Origin of the sequence: Streptomyces sp. BoleA5 (assembly GCF_000373665.1) — a bacterium.
In the GTDB taxonomy this organism is placed as follows: Bacteria; Actinomycetota; Actinomycetes; order Streptomycetales; family Streptomycetaceae; genus Actinacidiphila.
Map to the genome: position 1 here is coordinate 404,451 of NZ_KB892090.1, position 15,922 is coordinate 420,372.

General features: G+C 74.8%; 14 protein-coding genes, 1 other RNA gene and 1 pseudogene. 7 read left to right on the top strand and 9 right to left on the bottom strand.

Annotated features, from left to right (window positions below; genetic code table 11):
* Positions 1 to 133 precede the first annotated feature (133 nt).
* Together B085_RS49890 and B085_RS40920 are read right to left on the bottom strand one after the other, a co-directional pair.
* Entirely contained in the window at positions 134 to 310 is a 177-nt protein-coding gene (locus B085_RS49890) for a hypothetical protein (protein ID WP_018556863.1), read from the bottom strand.
* Positions 311 to 370: 60 nt separating this feature from the next.
* Positions 371 to 1,501, bottom strand: coding sequence for a hypothetical protein (locus tag B085_RS40920; protein ID WP_018556864.1), 1,131 nt, complete (start codon positions 1,499 to 1,501; stop codon positions 371 to 373).
* 180 nt (positions 1,502 to 1,681) lie between these two features.
* Between B085_RS40920 and B085_RS0101940 the strand changes: the two genes are divergently transcribed.
* From B085_RS0101940 to B085_RS0101950, 3 genes are read left to right on the top strand one after another with little or no spacing between them, the layout of a single operon-like run.
* On the top strand, positions 1,682 to 2,545 hold the full coding sequence (locus B085_RS0101940; RefSeq protein WP_018556865.1) for a Nif3-like dinuclear metal center hexameric protein: 864 nt from the start codon (positions 1,682 to 1,684) through the stop codon (positions 2,543 to 2,545).
* The gene (locus tag B085_RS0101945; protein ID WP_026250587.1) at positions 2,542 to 3,285 is read left to right on the top strand and encodes a zinc ribbon domain-containing protein; all 744 of its coding nucleotides are present in this window, start codon (positions 2,542 to 2,544) and stop codon (positions 3,283 to 3,285) included. The genes B085_RS0101940 and B085_RS0101945 overlap by 4 nt, the downstream gene beginning before the upstream one ends.
* Positions 3,285 to 4,442 (top strand): bifunctional RNase H/acid phosphatase, encoded by a 1,158-nt coding sequence (locus B085_RS0101950; RefSeq protein ID WP_018556867.1) that lies wholly within the window; start codon positions 3,285 to 3,287, stop codon positions 4,440 to 4,442. The genes B085_RS0101945 and B085_RS0101950 overlap by 1 nt, the downstream gene beginning before the upstream one ends.
* On the opposite strand, the gene eda is transcribed toward B085_RS0101950, so the two are convergent.
* Together eda and yaaA are read right to left on the bottom strand one after the other, a co-directional pair.
* Entirely contained in the window at positions 4,428 to 5,096 is a 669-nt protein-coding gene (eda, locus tag B085_RS0101955) for a bifunctional 4-hydroxy-2-oxoglutarate aldolase/2-dehydro-3-deoxy-phosphogluconate aldolase (protein WP_018556868.1), read from the bottom strand. The genes B085_RS0101950 and eda overlap by 15 nt on opposite strands.
* A gap of 803 nt (positions 5,097 to 5,899) precedes the next feature.
* Entirely contained in the window at positions 5,900 to 6,682 is a 783-nt protein-coding gene (gene yaaA, locus B085_RS0101960; RefSeq protein ID WP_018556869.1) for a peroxide stress protein YaaA, read from the bottom strand.
* 65 nt (positions 6,683 to 6,747) lie between these two features.
* Between yaaA and B085_RS46170 the strand changes: the two are divergent.
* Both B085_RS46170 and rnpB read left to right on the top strand, forming a co-directional pair.
* Positions 6,748 to 7,379, top strand: a pseudogene (locus tag B085_RS46170) (RNB domain-containing ribonuclease); the annotation flags it as partial.
* A gap of 119 nt (positions 7,380 to 7,498) precedes the next feature.
* An RNA gene (gene rnpB, locus B085_RS45405) (RNase P RNA component class A) lies at positions 7,499 to 7,899 on the top strand.
* A 2-nt stretch (positions 7,900 to 7,901) separates the two neighbouring features.
* On the opposite strand, the gene B085_RS51360 is transcribed toward rnpB, so the two are convergent.
* The 5 genes from B085_RS51360 to B085_RS0101990 form a co-directional block, all read right to left on the bottom strand.
* Positions 7,902 to 8,027, bottom strand: a complete 126-nt coding sequence (locus B085_RS51360; RefSeq protein ID WP_018556871.1) for a hypothetical protein — start codon at positions 8,025 to 8,027, stop codon at positions 7,902 to 7,904.
* A gap of 98 nt (positions 8,028 to 8,125) precedes the next feature.
* Entirely contained in the window at positions 8,126 to 9,346 is a 1,221-nt protein-coding gene (locus B085_RS0101975) for an acyltransferase family protein (protein WP_018556872.1), read from the bottom strand.
* A 30-nt stretch (positions 9,347 to 9,376) separates the two neighbouring features.
* Positions 9,377 to 11,494 carry a bifunctional polysaccharide deacetylase/glycosyltransferase family 2 protein gene (locus B085_RS0101980; RefSeq protein WP_018556873.1) on the bottom strand — a complete coding sequence of 706 codons (2,118 nt, stop codon included), beginning with the start codon at positions 11,492 to 11,494 and terminating at the stop codon, positions 9,377 to 9,379.
* Positions 11,491 to 12,138 (bottom strand): hypothetical protein, encoded by a 648-nt coding sequence (locus B085_RS50365; RefSeq protein ID WP_018556874.1) that lies wholly within the window; start codon positions 12,136 to 12,138, stop codon positions 11,491 to 11,493. The genes B085_RS0101980 and B085_RS50365 overlap by 4 nt, the downstream gene beginning before the upstream one ends.
* A 162-nt stretch (positions 12,139 to 12,300) precedes the next feature.
* Complete coding sequence (locus B085_RS0101990; protein WP_078619712.1) at positions 12,301 to 13,077, bottom strand: SDR family oxidoreductase; 777 nt, start codon at positions 13,075 to 13,077, stop codon at positions 12,301 to 12,303.
* Positions 13,078 to 13,111: 34 nt separating this feature from the next.
* Between B085_RS0101990 and B085_RS0101995 the strand changes: the two genes are divergently transcribed.
* Both B085_RS0101995 and B085_RS0102000 read left to right on the top strand, forming a co-directional pair.
* Positions 13,112 to 13,426, top strand: a complete 315-nt coding sequence (locus tag B085_RS0101995) for a 4a-hydroxytetrahydrobiopterin dehydratase (RefSeq protein WP_018556876.1) — start codon at positions 13,112 to 13,114, stop codon at positions 13,424 to 13,426.
* 843 nt (positions 13,427 to 14,269) lie between these two features.
* Positions 14,270 to 15,916 (top strand): alkaline phosphatase D family protein, encoded by a 1,647-nt coding sequence (locus B085_RS0102000; RefSeq protein ID WP_018556877.1) that lies wholly within the window; start codon positions 14,270 to 14,272, stop codon positions 15,914 to 15,916.
* The last annotated feature ends 6 nt before the right edge of the window (positions 15,917 to 15,922 follow it).

Genomic DNA, 15,922 nt, shown 5'->3' on the forward strand with positions numbered 1-15,922 from the left:
AGGAGGCGTTCACCCGCGACGAGCCGGACGACCTGCTCACCCCGTACTGGGCGGGCCGTGACCCCGGTGACACCTTCGCCGCCACCGACGTCGAGGCCCTGCGCCACGAGGGCTGAAACGGGCCCCGGGACCGTCAGACCTCCATGGCGGGGGGCCTGGAGGGGCGGCGGTGGCGGCCGTGCGGCGCCTCGACCACCTGGGCGTTCTCTTGGGCGGAAGCCGTACCGCGGTGGCGGCCGGCGTGCGGGCCCTCGGCGTTACCGTCCTCGAGGCGGGCCTCGGCGGCGGTGTCGTGTCGGGCATCGGACATGGGAAGACTCTCCGTCGACTAGCTTGCAGGGTGCGCGGAACGCCGCAGGAGTTTACCGATTCAAGATCCCGTGGCCAGCGGCGCCTTCTGCAACGGGAGCACGGGGCTCGTCCTTCCCCCGTCCGGGACGGCCGGGGGAGCGCCCTCCGCCGCGCTCCCCGCCGGCGACGGCGAGGACACCGCGGCCGGCGCCTCGTACTCCACCGTGCCGCACGGGCAGTGCGCGCAGGCGTACGGCAGACGCAGCACCCCCCGGGCCGACCACAGGCCCGCCCCCGCCAGCCATCCCTCCGGCGCGGACAGCCAGGTGGCGCGGCGTTCCCCGGGCCGCCAGACCGCCAGCGACGTGCCGTGCGCTCCGTCCGCGCGCAGCGCCACGGCGCACGCCTCGGGCATCAGCACCTGGCCGGGCTGGGCCGCGAACGGGGTGAGCACCGCGTCCGGGACGCGCAGGCACTCGGCGAACCGCATCGGCCGGCGACTGCCCAGCACGCCCCAGCCGATCCGGTCCTCGCCGGTGGCGTCGCTGCGCACTATCAGCAGCCCGCTGTCCGGCTCCGCGAGCAGCAGCCGGTCGTTGCTCGCCTCGGTGATCTGCAGCAGCGGACTGACCGCCCCGGCCCGCTCCAGGTCGACGGCGACCGTCTTGACCGTCCCCTCCGCCTCGCGGTCCAGCGCGATCAGACGTCCGGCCCGGTCCAGCCAGGCGCCGCCCCCGCAGCGGCCCGGGACCTCCGCGAGGCGGCGTGGCCGCAGATCCCGGTCGTCGTGGACGAGCCACACCGCGGACACCTCGCGTGCCGGGTCGTAGGTGAGGGCGTACACCTCGCCGGAGGCGACCGGAGGCAGCAGCCGCGCCTCCGCCTCCCCGCCCGGCAGCGAGCCGATGAGCTGTTCGCCGGTGCCGGGACCGGTCGGGTAGAGCAGGGCGAGGTCGAACCGGTCGGCGACCCGGCGGCGGATCAGCACGCGGCCGTCGGGCAGCGGCATGACCTCGGAGCACTGTTCCTCGGGCTGGTTCCCGGGCAGCGGCACGGTGTACGGCTCGGGCCCGCCGAGCGTCCAGCGCTCGGGGTACCAGCCGTCGTCCCCCTCGGGTCCCTGAGCCAGGCAGGCGGCGTAGGAGCCGTCCGCGGCGATCGTGAACCCGGCCCGTCGCACGGTGGTGGTCTCGGTGGCGCAGGCTGTCATGGTGTGGCTCACCTCCGGGCCACGACGCTAGTTTTCGCACGCCCGGGCGTCCGACACGAGTTGGTGGTCTTCACACGTAAGGGTGGCGCTCGTCCCGTTCCGTCGGACTTCGGATGCTCGGTGTGCTCATGACCAGCCCGGGATTCCGGCCGCCCGGCACCGGCGCGGTAACCTCGACCCGTGCCGAAACTGTCCGACGTCATCGCCGCCCTCGAAGCCCTCTGGCCCCCGGCGTGGGCCGAGCAGTGGGACGCCGTCGGGCTCGTCTGCGGGGACCCGGACGCCGAGGTCGGCCGGGTGCTGTTCGCCGTCGACCCGGTCCGGGAGGTCGTCGACGAGGCGATCGCCACCGGCGCCGACCTGCTGGTCACGCACCACCCCCTCTACCTGCGCGGGACGACGACGGTCGCGGCGACCGGCTTCAAGGGCCGCGTCGTGCACACCCTGATCAGGAACGGCATCGCGCTGCACGTGGCGCACACCAACGCCGACCGGGCCGACCCCGGGGTCTCCGACGCCCTCGCCGAGGCCGTCGGCCTGCGCGTCACCGGCCCCCTCGTGCCCGACCCCGCCGACCCGGCCGGCCGCCGCGGCCTCGGCCGCATCGGTGAGCTGCCCGAGCCGATGACACTGGCGGACTTCGCCCGCCGGGCGGCGGCCGGCCTGCCGGCCACCGCGACCGGGCTGCGCGTCGCGGGCGACCCCGAGCGGCAGGTCCGCACCGTCGCGGTGTGCGGCGGCTCCGGCGACAGCCTCTTCGACGACGTACGCAGGGCCGGGGTGGACGTCTACCTCACCGCCGACCTGCGCCACCACCCGGCGTCCGAGGCGCGGCAGGCGGGTCCGCCGGCACTCGTCGACGCCGCCCACTGGGCCACCGAGTGGCCCTGGTGCGAGCAGGCCGCGCGCCGGCTCGACGAGGTCTCCGAACGGCACGGCTGGGCGCTGCGCACCTATGTGTCACGCGCCGTCACCGACCCGTGGACGGCCCACGCCCAGGCACTTCCCCTTGACGAACCCACGACCTCAGGAGCCCCCCGCTGAAAGCCGCGCCCGCAGACCAGATCCGACTGCTCGAGGTCCAGGCCCTCGACTCGCGCCTCGCGCAGTTGGAACACAAGCGCAAGAACCTCCCCGAGCACGCGGAGATCGAGCGCCTCGGCTCCGACGTGACCCAGCTGCGCGACCTGCTGGTCGCCGCCCAGACCGAGGAGAGCGACACCGCCCGCGAGCAGACCAAGGCCGAGCAGGACGTGGACCAGGTGCGCAAGCGCGCCGTCCGCGACCAGGAGCGGCTGGACTCCGGCGCGGTCTCCTCCCCCAAGGACCTGGAGAACCTGCAGCGCGAGATCACCTCGCTCGCCAAACGGCAGAGCGACCTCGAGGACGTCGTCCTGGAGGTCATGGAACGCCGTGAGGGCCTGCAGGAGCGGGTCCAGGAGCTGACCGGCCGCCTGGAGTCCGTGCAGGCCAAGGCGGGCGAGTCCGAGGAGCGCCGCAGCACCGCGCTGCGGGAGATCGACGCCGAGGGCTCCACGGTCGTCAAGGAGCGCGAGATCATCGCCGGTTCGGTCCCCGCCGACCTGATGAAGCTCTACGACAAGCTGCGCGGCCAGTCCGGCGGCGTCGGCGCCGCCCGGCTCTACCAGAAGCGCTGCGAGGGCTGCCGGCTGGAGCTGAACATCACGGAGCTCAACGAGGTGCGGGCGGCCGCCGCCGACGAGGTCGTGCGCTGCGAGAACTGCCGCCGCATCCTCGTCCGCACCCCCGAGTCGGGCCTGTAATGGCCCGTACGTTGGTGGTGGAGGCCGACGGCGGGTCCCGGGGCAACCCGGGGCCCGCCGGGTACGGCGCTGTCGTCTGCGACGGCGCCACGGGCGAAGTGCTCGCCGAGGCCGCCGAGTTCATCGGCACGCACACCAACAACGTCGCCGAGTACCGGGGCCTGATCGCCGGGCTGCGTGCCGCGCACGCGATCGACCCGCAGGCCCGGGTGCGGGTGCGCATGGACTCCAAGCTGGTCGTCGAGCAGATGTCCGGCCGCTGGAAGATCAAGCACCCGGACATGCGGCCGCTGGCCGCCGAGGCGAAGACGGTCCTGCCGGCGGAGCAGGTCAGCTACGAGTGGATCCCGCGCGAGAAGAACAAGCACGCCGACCGGCTCGCCAACGAGGCGATGGACGCGGGCAAGCGCGGCAAGCAGTGGGAACCCCGCCGCTCCTCCGCCGCGGCGGGCGCCTCGCCTGCCGCCGTCGCCACCGAACCCGCGGACGAGGCCCCCAAGGCCCCGCCCGCCGGCTGGGCCGCGGCGGCCGACCTCGGCACGCCCACCACGTTCGTCCTGCTGCGCCACGCGGAGACCCCGCTCACGGCGGAGAAGCGCTTCTCCGGCAGCGGGGGCGACGACCCGGAACTCTCCGAGAAGGGCCGCTGGCAGGCCCAGCGCGTCGCCGACTCCCTCGCCGCCCGCGGCACCGTCCAGGCCGTCGTCACCTCGCCGCTGGCCCGCTGCCGGCAGACCGCGCAGACCGTCGCGGACCGGCTCGGCCTCGACCTGCGCGTCGACGAAGGGCTGCGCGAGACCGACTTCGGCGCGTGGGAGGGGCTGACCTTCGCCGAGGTGAAGGAACGCCACCCGGCCGAACTCGACGCCTGGCTCGGCTCCGCGAAGACCGCCCCGCCCGGCGGGGAGAGCTTCGCCGCCGTCGCCCGCCGGGTCTCCCTGACCCGGGACAAGCTCATCGCCCGCTACGCCGGGCGCACGGTGCTGGTGGTCACCCACGTCACGCCGATCAAGACCCTGGTCCGGCTCGCCCTGGGGGCCCCGCCGGAGTCGCTGTTCCGGATGGAGCTGTCGGCGGCGGCGCTGTCGGCGGTGGCGTACTACGGGGACGGGAACGCGTCGCTGAGGCTGCTCAACGACACGTCACACCTGCGCTGACGGCGGCGCCGGCGCGCGCAGTCCGGCCGCCTCGCGGGCGAGGTGCTCCACCCGGTCCCAGTCGCGGTCCCGCAGGGCGTCCTGCGGGACCATCCAACTGCCTCCCACGCAGGCGACGTTCGGCAGGGCGAGGTAGGCCGGCGCGCGGGCCGCGTCGATACCGCCGGTCGGGCAGAACCGGATCTCCGGCAGGGGCGCGGCCAGCGCCTTGAGGTACGCCGTGCCGCCGGCCGCCTCCGCGGGGAAGAACTTCAGCTCCCGCACGCCGCGTTCGGCCAGGGCGACGACCTCGGAGGCGGTCGACACGCCGGGCAGGAACGGCAGCCCGGACGCGGCCATCGCGTCCAGCAGGCCCTCCGTCCACCCCGGGCTCACCAGGAACCGCGCCCCCGCCCGCGCCGCCGCCCCCACCTGCTCTGCCCGCACCAAGGTCCCGGCCCCCACGACCGCCTCCGGCACCTCGCGGGCCGCCGCGGCGATCGCCTCCAGCGCGGCGGGCGTCCGCAGCGTGATCTCCACCGCGGTCAACCCCCCGCGGGCCAGGGCGCGGACGAGCGGGGGCGCGTCGGCGGGGTCGTCCAGCGTGAGCACGGGGATGACGGGGGCGTTGGCGGGGGAGGGGGCGCCGGGGGCGCCGGGGGTGAGGCTCAGCACGGTGGCATCGTGCCGGGCGGCTGCGGGCTCCGCAACGGGCGTTGCATCTTGCGCAACGGTGCGCCTTGCGGCCGGTTGTTGTGTGCGGGTTGTCTGCGCCTGCGGCGGGCATCCCCGCCCTCCCGCCCGATTGCCCGGCGCGGTTGGTGCGGGCCTTCGCGCGTGCGTGGTGGGCCGGGGGCGGGGCCTCCGGGGCTGGGCATTCTGTACCGCATATTTATGTGTATGGCGGGCGGCACTTTTCGGTGCCGTCTGTGCCGCACAACACATACACGTCAGCGTCCAGAACGCCCACCCTCCCCCAGTCTTCGGCCGGGGGGACCCCCACCTCCCCCGCCCCCTCCGTATCGTTCGGCGACCAGCGCCGGTGGGGGGTGATGGAGCCCACCCCTCCCCGCACCGCAGGAAACTGCCCCCGGCAGGAGGGTTCCCGGCCGCAGGCCGAGACAGGGCGCACGCACCGGTGGCCAGGGGCACCTCCCCCGCACCGGTTGCCTGCGTCACGGCAGGCGCGAGGGCACACCTCTGTCCTTCAACGAGCGGCCGAACCCGTGCCCGCTCACCTTGCCGACGGCAACGAACTGGATGGAGGGGGCGTCGAGTAGGACGTGTGCGGCGACCCCGGACCGTCTCCTCACCCCTCTCCGGCCGTCAGTCGCCTGACGATACGGAGGGGGCGGGGGAGTTGGGGGCACCCCCGGCCGAAGGCTGGGGGAGTGAGGGCGGGCGGGTGGACGCCCGCCGTAGGCGCAAACAGCCCGCACACGACAACGGACCGCAACCACGACCACCCCGCACAAAACTCAGTGGACGTCGGTCACCAGAACGTCGAGCCGCCCCGGCGCAGCCACCTCCACCGTGAAGCCCAGGTCCCGCAGGGCCGCGACCAGCGCGTCGGGGTTCTCGGGGCGCGCCCCGGACTCCAGGAGGGCCCGCACGATCCGCCCCTTGGTCGCCTTGTTGAAGTGGCTGACGACCTTCCGCGTCTCCGCCTGCACCACCCGCACCGTCGCCGTCCGCCCCGCCAGCGCGCTGCGCGGCGCCGGCTTCCACGCCGCCCCGTACGCCGACGACCGCAGGTCGAGCAGCAGGCCGCCGCCCGCGGCCTCGGCCGCGTCCGGGAGGGCCTCGGCGAGGTGCGTGCGCCAGTACGCGGCGAGCGACCCCAGCGCGGGCAGCTTCACACCCATCGAGCAGCGGTACGCGGGGATCGCGTCGCGGATGCCGACCGCGCCCCACAGCCCGGAGAAGACCAGCAGCGACCTGGCCGCCCGGCGGCGGGCGGCGGCGTCCAGCGTGTCCAGGCCGAGCGCGTCGTAGAGCACGCCGGTGTAGATCTCGCCGGCCGGCCGGGTCCGCGCGTCGCGCAGCCCCGCGTTGCGGGCGATCTCGCCGCGCAGCCCGGGGCTGAGCCCGAGCACGTCCGCCGCCTTGTCCTCGTCGCCGCCCGCGCACAGCCCGACGAGCTCGTCCAGCACCGTCGCGCGGGCCGTGGTGAGCCCGGGCAGGGAGAGGGAGCCCAGGTCGACGGCGGGGCCCGTGCCGTCGGTGGCCTTGCCCTCGGACGGCGGTAGCAGGACGAGCACTGTGGTTCTCCTTCGCGTTTCCCCGGTGCAGTGCAGCCTACGACCGTGCGACTTAGGCTCGCTCCATGCTTCGTCGTCCCCTCCGCGTCACCACCGCCGACGGAGCCCGGTTGCGGTCCGCGCTCGACGTGCTCCGCACGGAGCTGCATGTGCGGCGGGACTTCCCGGCCGGCGTGCTCGCCGAGGCCGAGGAGGCCGCGCGCGACCCCCGGTTGCCGGGGTACGACGCCACCGACGTGCCGCTCTTCACCGTCGACCCGCCCGGGTCGCTCGACCTGGACCAGGCGATGCACCTCGCGGTCCGCGAGGGGGCCGCGGCTACCGGGTGTCGTACGCGATCGCCGACGCCGCGGCCTTCGTCGCACCCGGCGGCGCGCTGGACGCCGAGGCGCACCGGCGTGTGCAGACCCTCTACTTCCCCGACGTCCGGGTGCCGCTGCACCCGACGGTGCTGGGCGAGGGGGCGGCCAGCCTGCTGCCCGGACAGGACCGGCCCGCCGTGCTGTGGCGGATGGACCTCGACGCGGACGGGGTGGTCACCGACGTCGACGTCCGCCGTGCGCTCGTCCGCAGCCGCGCCCGGCTCGACTACGCGGGTGTGCAGCATGCGATCGACGCCGGTACCGCCGAGGTGCCCGTGGCCCTGCTGCGGGCCGTCGGCCGCCTGCGCGAGGCGCAGGAGCGGGTCCGCGGCGGCACCGCCCCCCTCCCGCTCGGCGAGCCGCTCGCCGTCCGCCTCACGCGGGCCGACCCCGGTCGCCACACCGTGCTTTTCACCCCGGCGTGATCGGCCGGTAGCATGGTCGCCACGGCAGACGAGCCGAGCGGGCGGCCGCGTCAGGACCCTGGTCCTGCCGAGGAACGTCCGGGCTCCACAAGGCAGGGTGGTGGGTAACGCCCACCCGGGGTGACCCGCGGGACAGTGCCACAGAAAACAGACCGCCGGGGCCGCAAGGCTCCCGGTAAGGGTGAAACGGTGGTGTAAGAGACCACCAGTGCCCAGGGTGACCTGGGCAGCTAGGTAAACCCCACCCGGAGCAAGGTCAAGAGGGACCGTCGCGAGACGGTCCTGCGCGGACGATCGAGGGCTGCCCGCCCGAGTCCGCGGGTAGACCGCACGAGACCGGTGGCAACGCCGGTCCTAGATGGATGGCCGTCGCCCGGCCGGCCGCGAGGCCGACCGGGAACAGAACCCGGCGTACAGCTCGACTCGTCTGCCTCACTCCTCCCCGCCGGTCTCGGCCGGCAGCGCCGCGCACTCCGCGGCCGGCCGTGCCATCCCGTACTCCTCCGCGACCTCGCGGGCCGGGCGCAGCAGGCGCGGGGCAGCCGCGGTCGTGCTCACGGGGACGCTCGTCGCCGTCCCGGCCGTCCTGCTGCTCGGCGGGCGGGACCGGACGGGGTCCGGTCCCGGTGCGGACGACGTCCGGGCGCCGCGCTGACTCAGCGGGCCCCGGCGGCGCGGCCGCGGGCCCGCCGCCCGCGTTTCCTGCCGCCCGCCGGCCACAGGCGCGGCCGGCGCCGTGAGGCGAGGTCCTCGGTCCAGCCGACCAGCACGACGGCCGCGCCGATGAGCGGCCAGACGGTGAGGAACTGGAACCAGGTCGCGTCGAGCGGGAGATGGGCCTCGAAGAAGGGCACGTCCCACATCAGGTCGATCAACGGGACGCTGGCGAAGAGCGCGACCTCGTGCCACAGATAGACCGTGACGGCGCGGGCGTTGAGCAGTCCCACCGCTCCGTCCGCGCCGGGTACCCGGTGCATCCGGCGGGGCCGGAAGCGCAGCAGCAGGAGGACGAAACCGGCCGACCACAGTGCCTGGGCCAGCGGGATCTCACCGAGGTCGATGCCCTCGTCGGTGGGGTGGGTGTACGCGAACCAGCCGCCCGCGACGAGGCAGAGCGCGGCCGCGGCGACCACCGTGCGGGCCCGCAGGGCGTCCAGCAGGCCGTCGCGGTGCGCGAAGCCGAGCAGCCAGCAGGCCGCGAAAGTGACGAGGTCGACCACCGGAGTGAGGGCCGGCTCGGCGAGCGGCAGCCGGTCGTACTGGGCGAGGACGACGAGTGCGCCGCACGCCGCCAGACACGGCCGCGGCGCCGCCCGGAAGGCCTTGAGTAGCCACGGGGAGAGCAGCACGAGCCACAGGTAGGTGCGGATGTACCAGAGCGGGGCGATGATCTGCTCGGCCCAGGTGGTGCCGGGCGGGTCCGCCAGCGGCAGGATCCACAGCAGCATCCGGTGCCAGGAGTGCGGCCGCCAGCCGTGGAGCAGCATCAGGACGTTCACGGCCGCGGAGAACAGCCAGAAGGGCACCAGCAGCCGCCGCAGCCGCCCCCGCACCACGGACAGCGCTGGCCGCTGCAGGGAGTGCGCCGCCAGGGACCCGGCCAGGGCGAACATGATGCCGATGGACGGGAAGACCAGGGTCAGCCAGGCCCAGCCGAAGGTGTGGTAGACGACCACCCGTACCAGCGCGAGGGCGCGCAGCAGGTCGAGGTAGCGGTCACGGCCGCCGCCCCCGCCGCCGCCCCCGCCGCCGCTCCCGGAGGAGGCGGCGGCAGGGGCGGCCGGGGCGGCGCCCCGTGGACCCGGTATGTGCGTCCCGGCGCCGTCGGCGGGCCGGGGCGGGGTCGCCGGGGCTCCCGCCTCGCGTGCCTCGGGCATGGGTCGACTCCTCGGGAGGGTACGGGGGGTTCAGACGCGGCCGGCGGTGCCGCTGCCGACGGTCGGCGCGCCGACCTCGCCGGTGCGCCGCAGCTTGTGCCAGCCCAGCCGGCCGCCGTTGACGGCCGTCACACAGGACTGCAGCAGCACCAGGTACATCAACTGCCGGTACAGCACCTGCTGGAGGGGCAGCGGCCACAGGTCGCGCAGCGGTTCGCCGTCCAGCCGGAAGGCGTACGCCGCGCACGCGGCCTGCACGGCGAGCACGCCCGCCCACGCGAGCGCGGTGCGAAACGGGTCCATGAAGACCAGCCCGTAGATCGCGAACACGTCGATGAGCGGCGCCAGCAGCGGCGCGAGCACCTGGAAGAGGACGACCAGCGGCAGCCCGACCCGGCCGAAGCGCCCGGAGTGCCCGCGGTCCAGGACCGCTCCGCGGTGCTTCCACATCGCCTGCATGGTGCCGTAGCTCCAGCGGTACCGCTGCTTCCACAACTGCCGTACCGAGGACGGCGCCTCGGTCCAGGCGCGGGCGTTCTCCGCGTACACCACGTGCCAGCCGGCCCGGTGCATCGCCATCGTGACGTCCGTGTCCTCGGCGAGGGTCTCGTCGCTCATGCCGCCGACGTCGCGCAGCGCGTCCCGCCGGAAGGCGCCGCACGCGCCGGGGATGGTGGGCATGCAGCGCAGCAGGTCGTACATGCGGCGGTCGAGGTTGAAGCCCATCACGTACTCGATGTGCTGCCAGCGCCCGATCATCCGGGTGCGGTTGCCGACCTTGGCGTTGCCGGCGACCGCGCCGACCCGGGGGTCGCCGAAGGGCTGCACCAGTTCGCGGACGGTGGCCGGTTCGAAGACCGTGTCGCCGTCCATCATCACGATGAGGTCGTTCCGGGCGTGCGCCACACCGTTGTTGAGGGCCGCGGGCTTGCCGCTGTTGGGCTGCCGCACGACGGTGACGCCGGGCAGGTCCAGGGCCTCGACGATGTCGGCGGTGCCGTCGGTCGAGCCGTCGTCGACGACCACGATCTCCACGGGGTGGTCGCTCGCTGCGAGGGAGTGCACGGTGTGGGTGATGCACTCCTTCTCGTTGTACGCGGGCACGATGACGCTCACCGGTTCGGTGACCGCCGGCCCCCAGGTGAAGCCGGGTGCCCGCCGCCGCCGCGCGTGCCGGCGCGCCAGCACCAGCATGGCGGCGAACCGGGCCAGGACCAGCAGGCCCACCCCGGCGAGCACGACGGCCAGCGTGGGGACGGCGGCCTCGGAGAGCTCCACCGCGGCGACGAAGACCCGCCCCTTCCACAGTTCCGAGCCGGTGACCTTGCCGTTGGTGGACGTGGCGCCGACCGCTCCGCCCACGGTGTCGAAGCGGTAGCCGCGCTCCTTGAGCAGCGGGATCAGCCGGTCCAGCGCCGCCACGGTCTGCGAGCGGTCGCCGCCGGCGTCGTGCATGAGCACGATCGCGCCCTGGCCCGGTTCCGCCGGCACGGAGGCGTCCACGATCGCCTGCACGCCGGGCCGCCGCCAGTCCTCGGCGTCGCGGTCGATGAAGGCGGTCACGTAGCCCTGCCGGCCGACCCGCTGGACGACCGGCCAGGACAGGTCGTCCAGCGCGTCCGCGGTCGAGGAGTACGGCGGACGGAACAGGGAGGTGTGGATGCCGGCGGCCCCCGCGAGCGCCAGCTGGGTCTGGGACAGCTCCCGGTCGATCCGCCCCGGCGACTGGTACACCAGGTCGGGGTGGGAGAAGGTGTGCACGCCGATCTCGTGGCCCTCGGCGACCATCCGCCGGATCAGCCCCGGGTGACGGGCGGCCATGCCGCCCGTCACGAAGAAGGTGGCGCGCACGTGCTGCCGCTCGAGCACGTCGAGCACCTCCGGCGTCCAGACCGGATCGGGTCCGTCGTCGAAGGTGAGGGCGATCGTGCGGTCCGGGGTGCGGTACGAGCGGGGCCTGTCGCCGGTGGCGTCGACCACCGGGCCGCCCTCCAGTACCGCCTCCGGCACCTTGTCCGCCGAGACCGGCGGGTGGACCCGGTGGTCGGCCTCGAAGTCGCCGCGCACGTAGCCGCCGAGCAGCAGGACGCACACGAGCATCACGAGGGCGAGCAGGGGTATGACGAGGCGGGGGCGCAGGGCGGTCACTGTCCGCCCTGCGGCTGCTGGTCGACCGGGGCGTCGGAGACACCCGGTGCGGGGGACGCGGAGGTGCTGGGCTGCGCCGACGGGGAGCCGGACGCGACCGGTTCGGTCGCGGTCGCGCCGGCGGTCGGGGTCGGGGCGGCCGGGCTGCCCGCGGTCGCCCGCGGGGTGCCGGGGACCCCGCCGCCCTTGGCCGGGCGCTTGGTCGGGGAGGCACTGGGACTGGGGGAGGACACGAGGCGGACCGCCCCGGGCGGGGACGGCGCGGCCGCCGCCCCCGCCCGGATGAAGCCCGCCGTCGCCGGGGGTGCGGCCTGGTCGGCCGGTTCGTCGAGTTCTCCCGTCCCCGAGGAGCCCGCGTCGTCCGGCGCTGTGCTTGGCACCCCCGGCAGCGGCAGCAGCGTCTTCGGCGCGATCGGCGTCGCGCCGGAGAGGCTGAGCGCCAGCGCCGCCGTGTAGACGGAGCACGCCGCGCCGACCAGCCAGCCGGCCCTGCGTACCGCGCGGGCCCGTCTCCCGCTGGAATCGACGAACACGGGACCGGGCAGCGCTATCAGCTCGGTCTCCGGCTCGGTGGTCCCGGCCTCGGACCCGGCTTCGTCTGCGGGTGGTTCTGACCATACGTCGCGGTGGTGCTTGGAGAGCATGCCGCAACGTAACGCGACGCAAGCAGTCCTATGGGACGTATTTCGGACTTGACCATTTTCGGGGGTGAAGTGGTCGAATCCGGCCGCGGGTGGCTGTGGCCCGGCCCCCGACTCCGGCCGCGCGCGTGGCCGTTCCCCTCGGCCCTCTCCTCCGCGGTGCCCTCAACCGCGCCCGATGTAGGGCATGTTCGTCGCCATCACCGTCGCGAACTGCACATTCGCCTCCAGCGGGAGCGAGGCCATGTGCGCGACGGTCCGGGCCGCGTCGTCGACGTCCATCCGGGGCTCGGTCGTCAGCCGCCCGTCCGCCTGAAGGGTCCCGGCGGCCATCCGCTCCGTCATCTCCGTGGCCGCGTTGCCGATGTCGATCTGGCCGCAGGCGATCCGGTAGGGGCGGCCGTCCAGCGACAGGGACTTCGTCAGCCCGGTGACGGCGTGCTTGGTCGCCGTGTAGGGCGCGCTCAGCGGCCGCGGCGCGTGCGCCGAGATCGACCCGTTGTTGATGATCCGCCCGCCCTGCGGCCGCTGCGCGCGCATGGCCCGGAAGGCGGCCTGCGCGCACAGGAACGCCCCGGTCAGGTTGACGTCGACGACGGCACGCCACTGCTCGTACGTCAGCTCGTCCAGCGGAACGGCGGGCGCGCCTGTGCCCGCGTTGTTGAACAGCAGGTCGACGCGGCCGAAGCGGGCGCCCACGGCGGCGAACAGCGCCGCCACCGCCTCCGGGCGGCTGACGTCCGTCGGGATGACCGCGACCGCCTCGTCCGGCAGTCCCTCGGCGGTACGGAGCAGCGCCTCCTCACGCCGGCCGGCCAGGGCCACGGCCCAGCCCGAGGCCGCCAGTTCGCGTGCCACCGCCCGCCCGATGCCGGACCCGGCCCCGGTGACCACCGCGACCCGGAGCGCCGCGCCCGTTCCATTTCCCGCGATCTCAGTCATGGCTCCGCAGGGTATGCGGTGCCACGATGAAACCATGTCACCCTACGCCGAGCCCCTGTCGCACAAGGAGATCGAGGACCGCCTCGCCGAGCTGCCCGGCTGGTCCCTCTCCGAGGACGGAACGAGCCTGCGGCGCACGTACCGGCTGCCGCACATCCCGGCGGCGGTCCTCGTGATGCACATCGCGCAGATCCAGGACGAGCTGAACCACCACAGTGACCTGACGCTGGGTTACCAGTCGGTCGCCGTCGCCGTCACCACGCACGCGGCGGGCGGCCGGCTCACGGAACGGGACTTCGGGCTGGCCCGGCGCATCGAGGACATCGCCCCGGCCCACGGCGCCGCGTAGCGGCACAGCCCGCGCTCGGTGCGGGGCCGCCGTCTCCCACGCCGGTGTGGCGGCGGGCCTCCGCGGTGACCCGGCGGCGGTCCGGGCCGCCCGCGCGGCCCCGCCGCCGTCGGCTGTCCGCGCCCGGCTCGCCTGTCTGGCGCGCCGCCGCGGCCTCGTCGTCCTCGGTGCCGAACGCACGGCAGCGGGCCGCGCAGGGCGACCGTGCCGCCCTGCCTGGCTCCGACCGCCGCGTATACGCGCCTCCGTCGGGGGTTGGTACACCCGCGGCGCACCCCGCGCCCTGGGTCGACGCCGTGCGCCGAGGCCGACCCTCGTCGGGCCTGAGGCCTGTGGTGCGGTCGTCGAGGTCCTCCAACGGGCCGCGCGGCGCGTCCGGCGGGCGGCGGGGACCCGATTCGGCATGTGGTGCATGACGCTCCGTCACCCGGCCGCCCGGGGCCGGACCGGTGGCCCGCGGCCGGTGCGGGCGGGCCCGCCCCCGTACGTCCGGTCGTGCACCGCAGACATGGTGACGGTCCGTCATGCCAGTCTCTCCTGGGTGTGAGCTGCGGCATCCGCTGTCACCGCTCTGGGTGATCTCGGAAGGGAAGCCCTGCCCGACCTGGTGCGCCGGGGGTCTCCCCGGACGGGCGGTCCCGGATCGCGGAGGTCGGGCGTGGCGGTTACGGTGGCCGTTCCGGGTCGCCGAGGTGACGCGGCGTCAACAGCGTGGCAGGGGCGTCGTGGGCCGAACGGGGGGTTCCGGGGGCCCGTGTACGCGGCAGCGCAGTCCCGTGCACGGGTGAAGATCCGCCCGGCCACCGGACCGGGGTCGCGCAACCCACCGCCGGGGAGGAGCACATGACGGAGCCGCAGGGCCACGGCCGTCACGACCGCATCCTGCGCGCCGCCGCCGCGCTCTTCGACCGCCGCCGCTTCCTGACCGTCACGGGGGCCGCCGCGACCCTGGCGTTCAGCACGAACCTGCCCGTCGCCGGTGCCGCCCAGGCGGCCGAGGCGGTGCCCGGGACGCTCACCGAGTACCCGTTCACGCTGGGTGTCGCCTCGGGCGACCCCACGCCCTCGGGGGTCGTGCTGTGGACACGGCTCGCGCCGCGCCCGTACGAGCCGGCGCCGGGCAACGGACTGCCCGACGCGCGCGTGCCCGTCCAGTGGGAGATCGCCCGGGACGACCGGTTCGGCCGGGTCGTCCGCCGCGGCATCGCGACGGCGCACCCGGAGTTCAACCACACCGTGCACGTCGACGCCCAGGGCCTCGCACCCGACCGGGTGTACTACTACCGCTTTCGCGCGGGCCCGTGGATCAGCCCCCCGGGCCGCACCCGCACCGCCCCCGCGCCGGACTCCCTCCCGTACGAGATGCGCCTGGCCGCGGTGAGCTGCCAGGCCTACCACGACGGCTACTTCACCGCGCTCGGGCACCTCGCGGACGAGGACGTCGACGCCGTCTTCCATCTGGGCGACTACCTCTACGAGTACGCCGTCGGCGCCACCGGCGGCGCCCGCGCCTACACCGACCGCACCCTGCCCTCCTGGTTCGCCAAGGAGACCGTCACGCTGGAGGACTACCGGCTGCGGTACGCCCTCTACAAGTCCGACCCCGACCTGCAGGCCGCGCACGCGGCCTTCCCCTGGTTCGTCACGTGGGACGACCACGAGACCGAGAACAACTACGCGGGCGGTTCCGACGAGGGCGGCGGCCCCGGCGACGAGTTCCTCGTCCGCCGCGCCGCCGCCTACCGCGCCTACTGGGAGAACCAGCCGCTGCGCCTCCCGCAGCTCCCGCAGGGCCCGGACATGACGCTCTACCGCCGCTTCCACTACGGACGGCTCGCGCAGTTCGACATCCTCGACACCCGTCAGTACCGCACCGACCAGGCGTACCGCGGCCGCTGGCACCACCCGGGACCGGAGTCGCAGGACCCGGCCCGCACCATCACCGGGGCGACCCAGGAGCGCTGGCTGCTGGACGGCTTCCGCAGCTCGCACGCCACCTGGAACGTGATCCCGCAGCAGGTCGTGCTGTCCCGGCGCAGGAGCGGCACCACCGCGGCGTCCCCACTCAGCATGGACGCGTGGGACGGCTACCCCGCCTCCCGTGACCGCGTGCTGGCCGGGGCGGGCGCCGCCGGCGTGGAGAACCTGCTGGTGCTCACCGGCGACGTGCACGTCCACTACGCGATGGACATCAAGGCGGACTGGGACGACCCGACCTCGCGCACCATCGGCACCGAGCTGGTCACCAGTTCGGTCAGCAGCGGCCGCGACGGCTCCCCGCGCCCGTCCGACTGGTCGGCGGTCATGGAGGCCAACCCGCACCTGCGGTTCTACGACGGCCGCCGCGGCTATGTGACCGTCCGGCTGGACGCCGAGGAGGCGCGGGCCGACTTCAGGACCGTCGACGCCGTGACCACCCCGGGCGCCGCCCTGACCACCGCCGCGTCCTTCGTGACCGAGGCCGGGGACCCCGGTCTGCGGGAGACCTGACGGGGG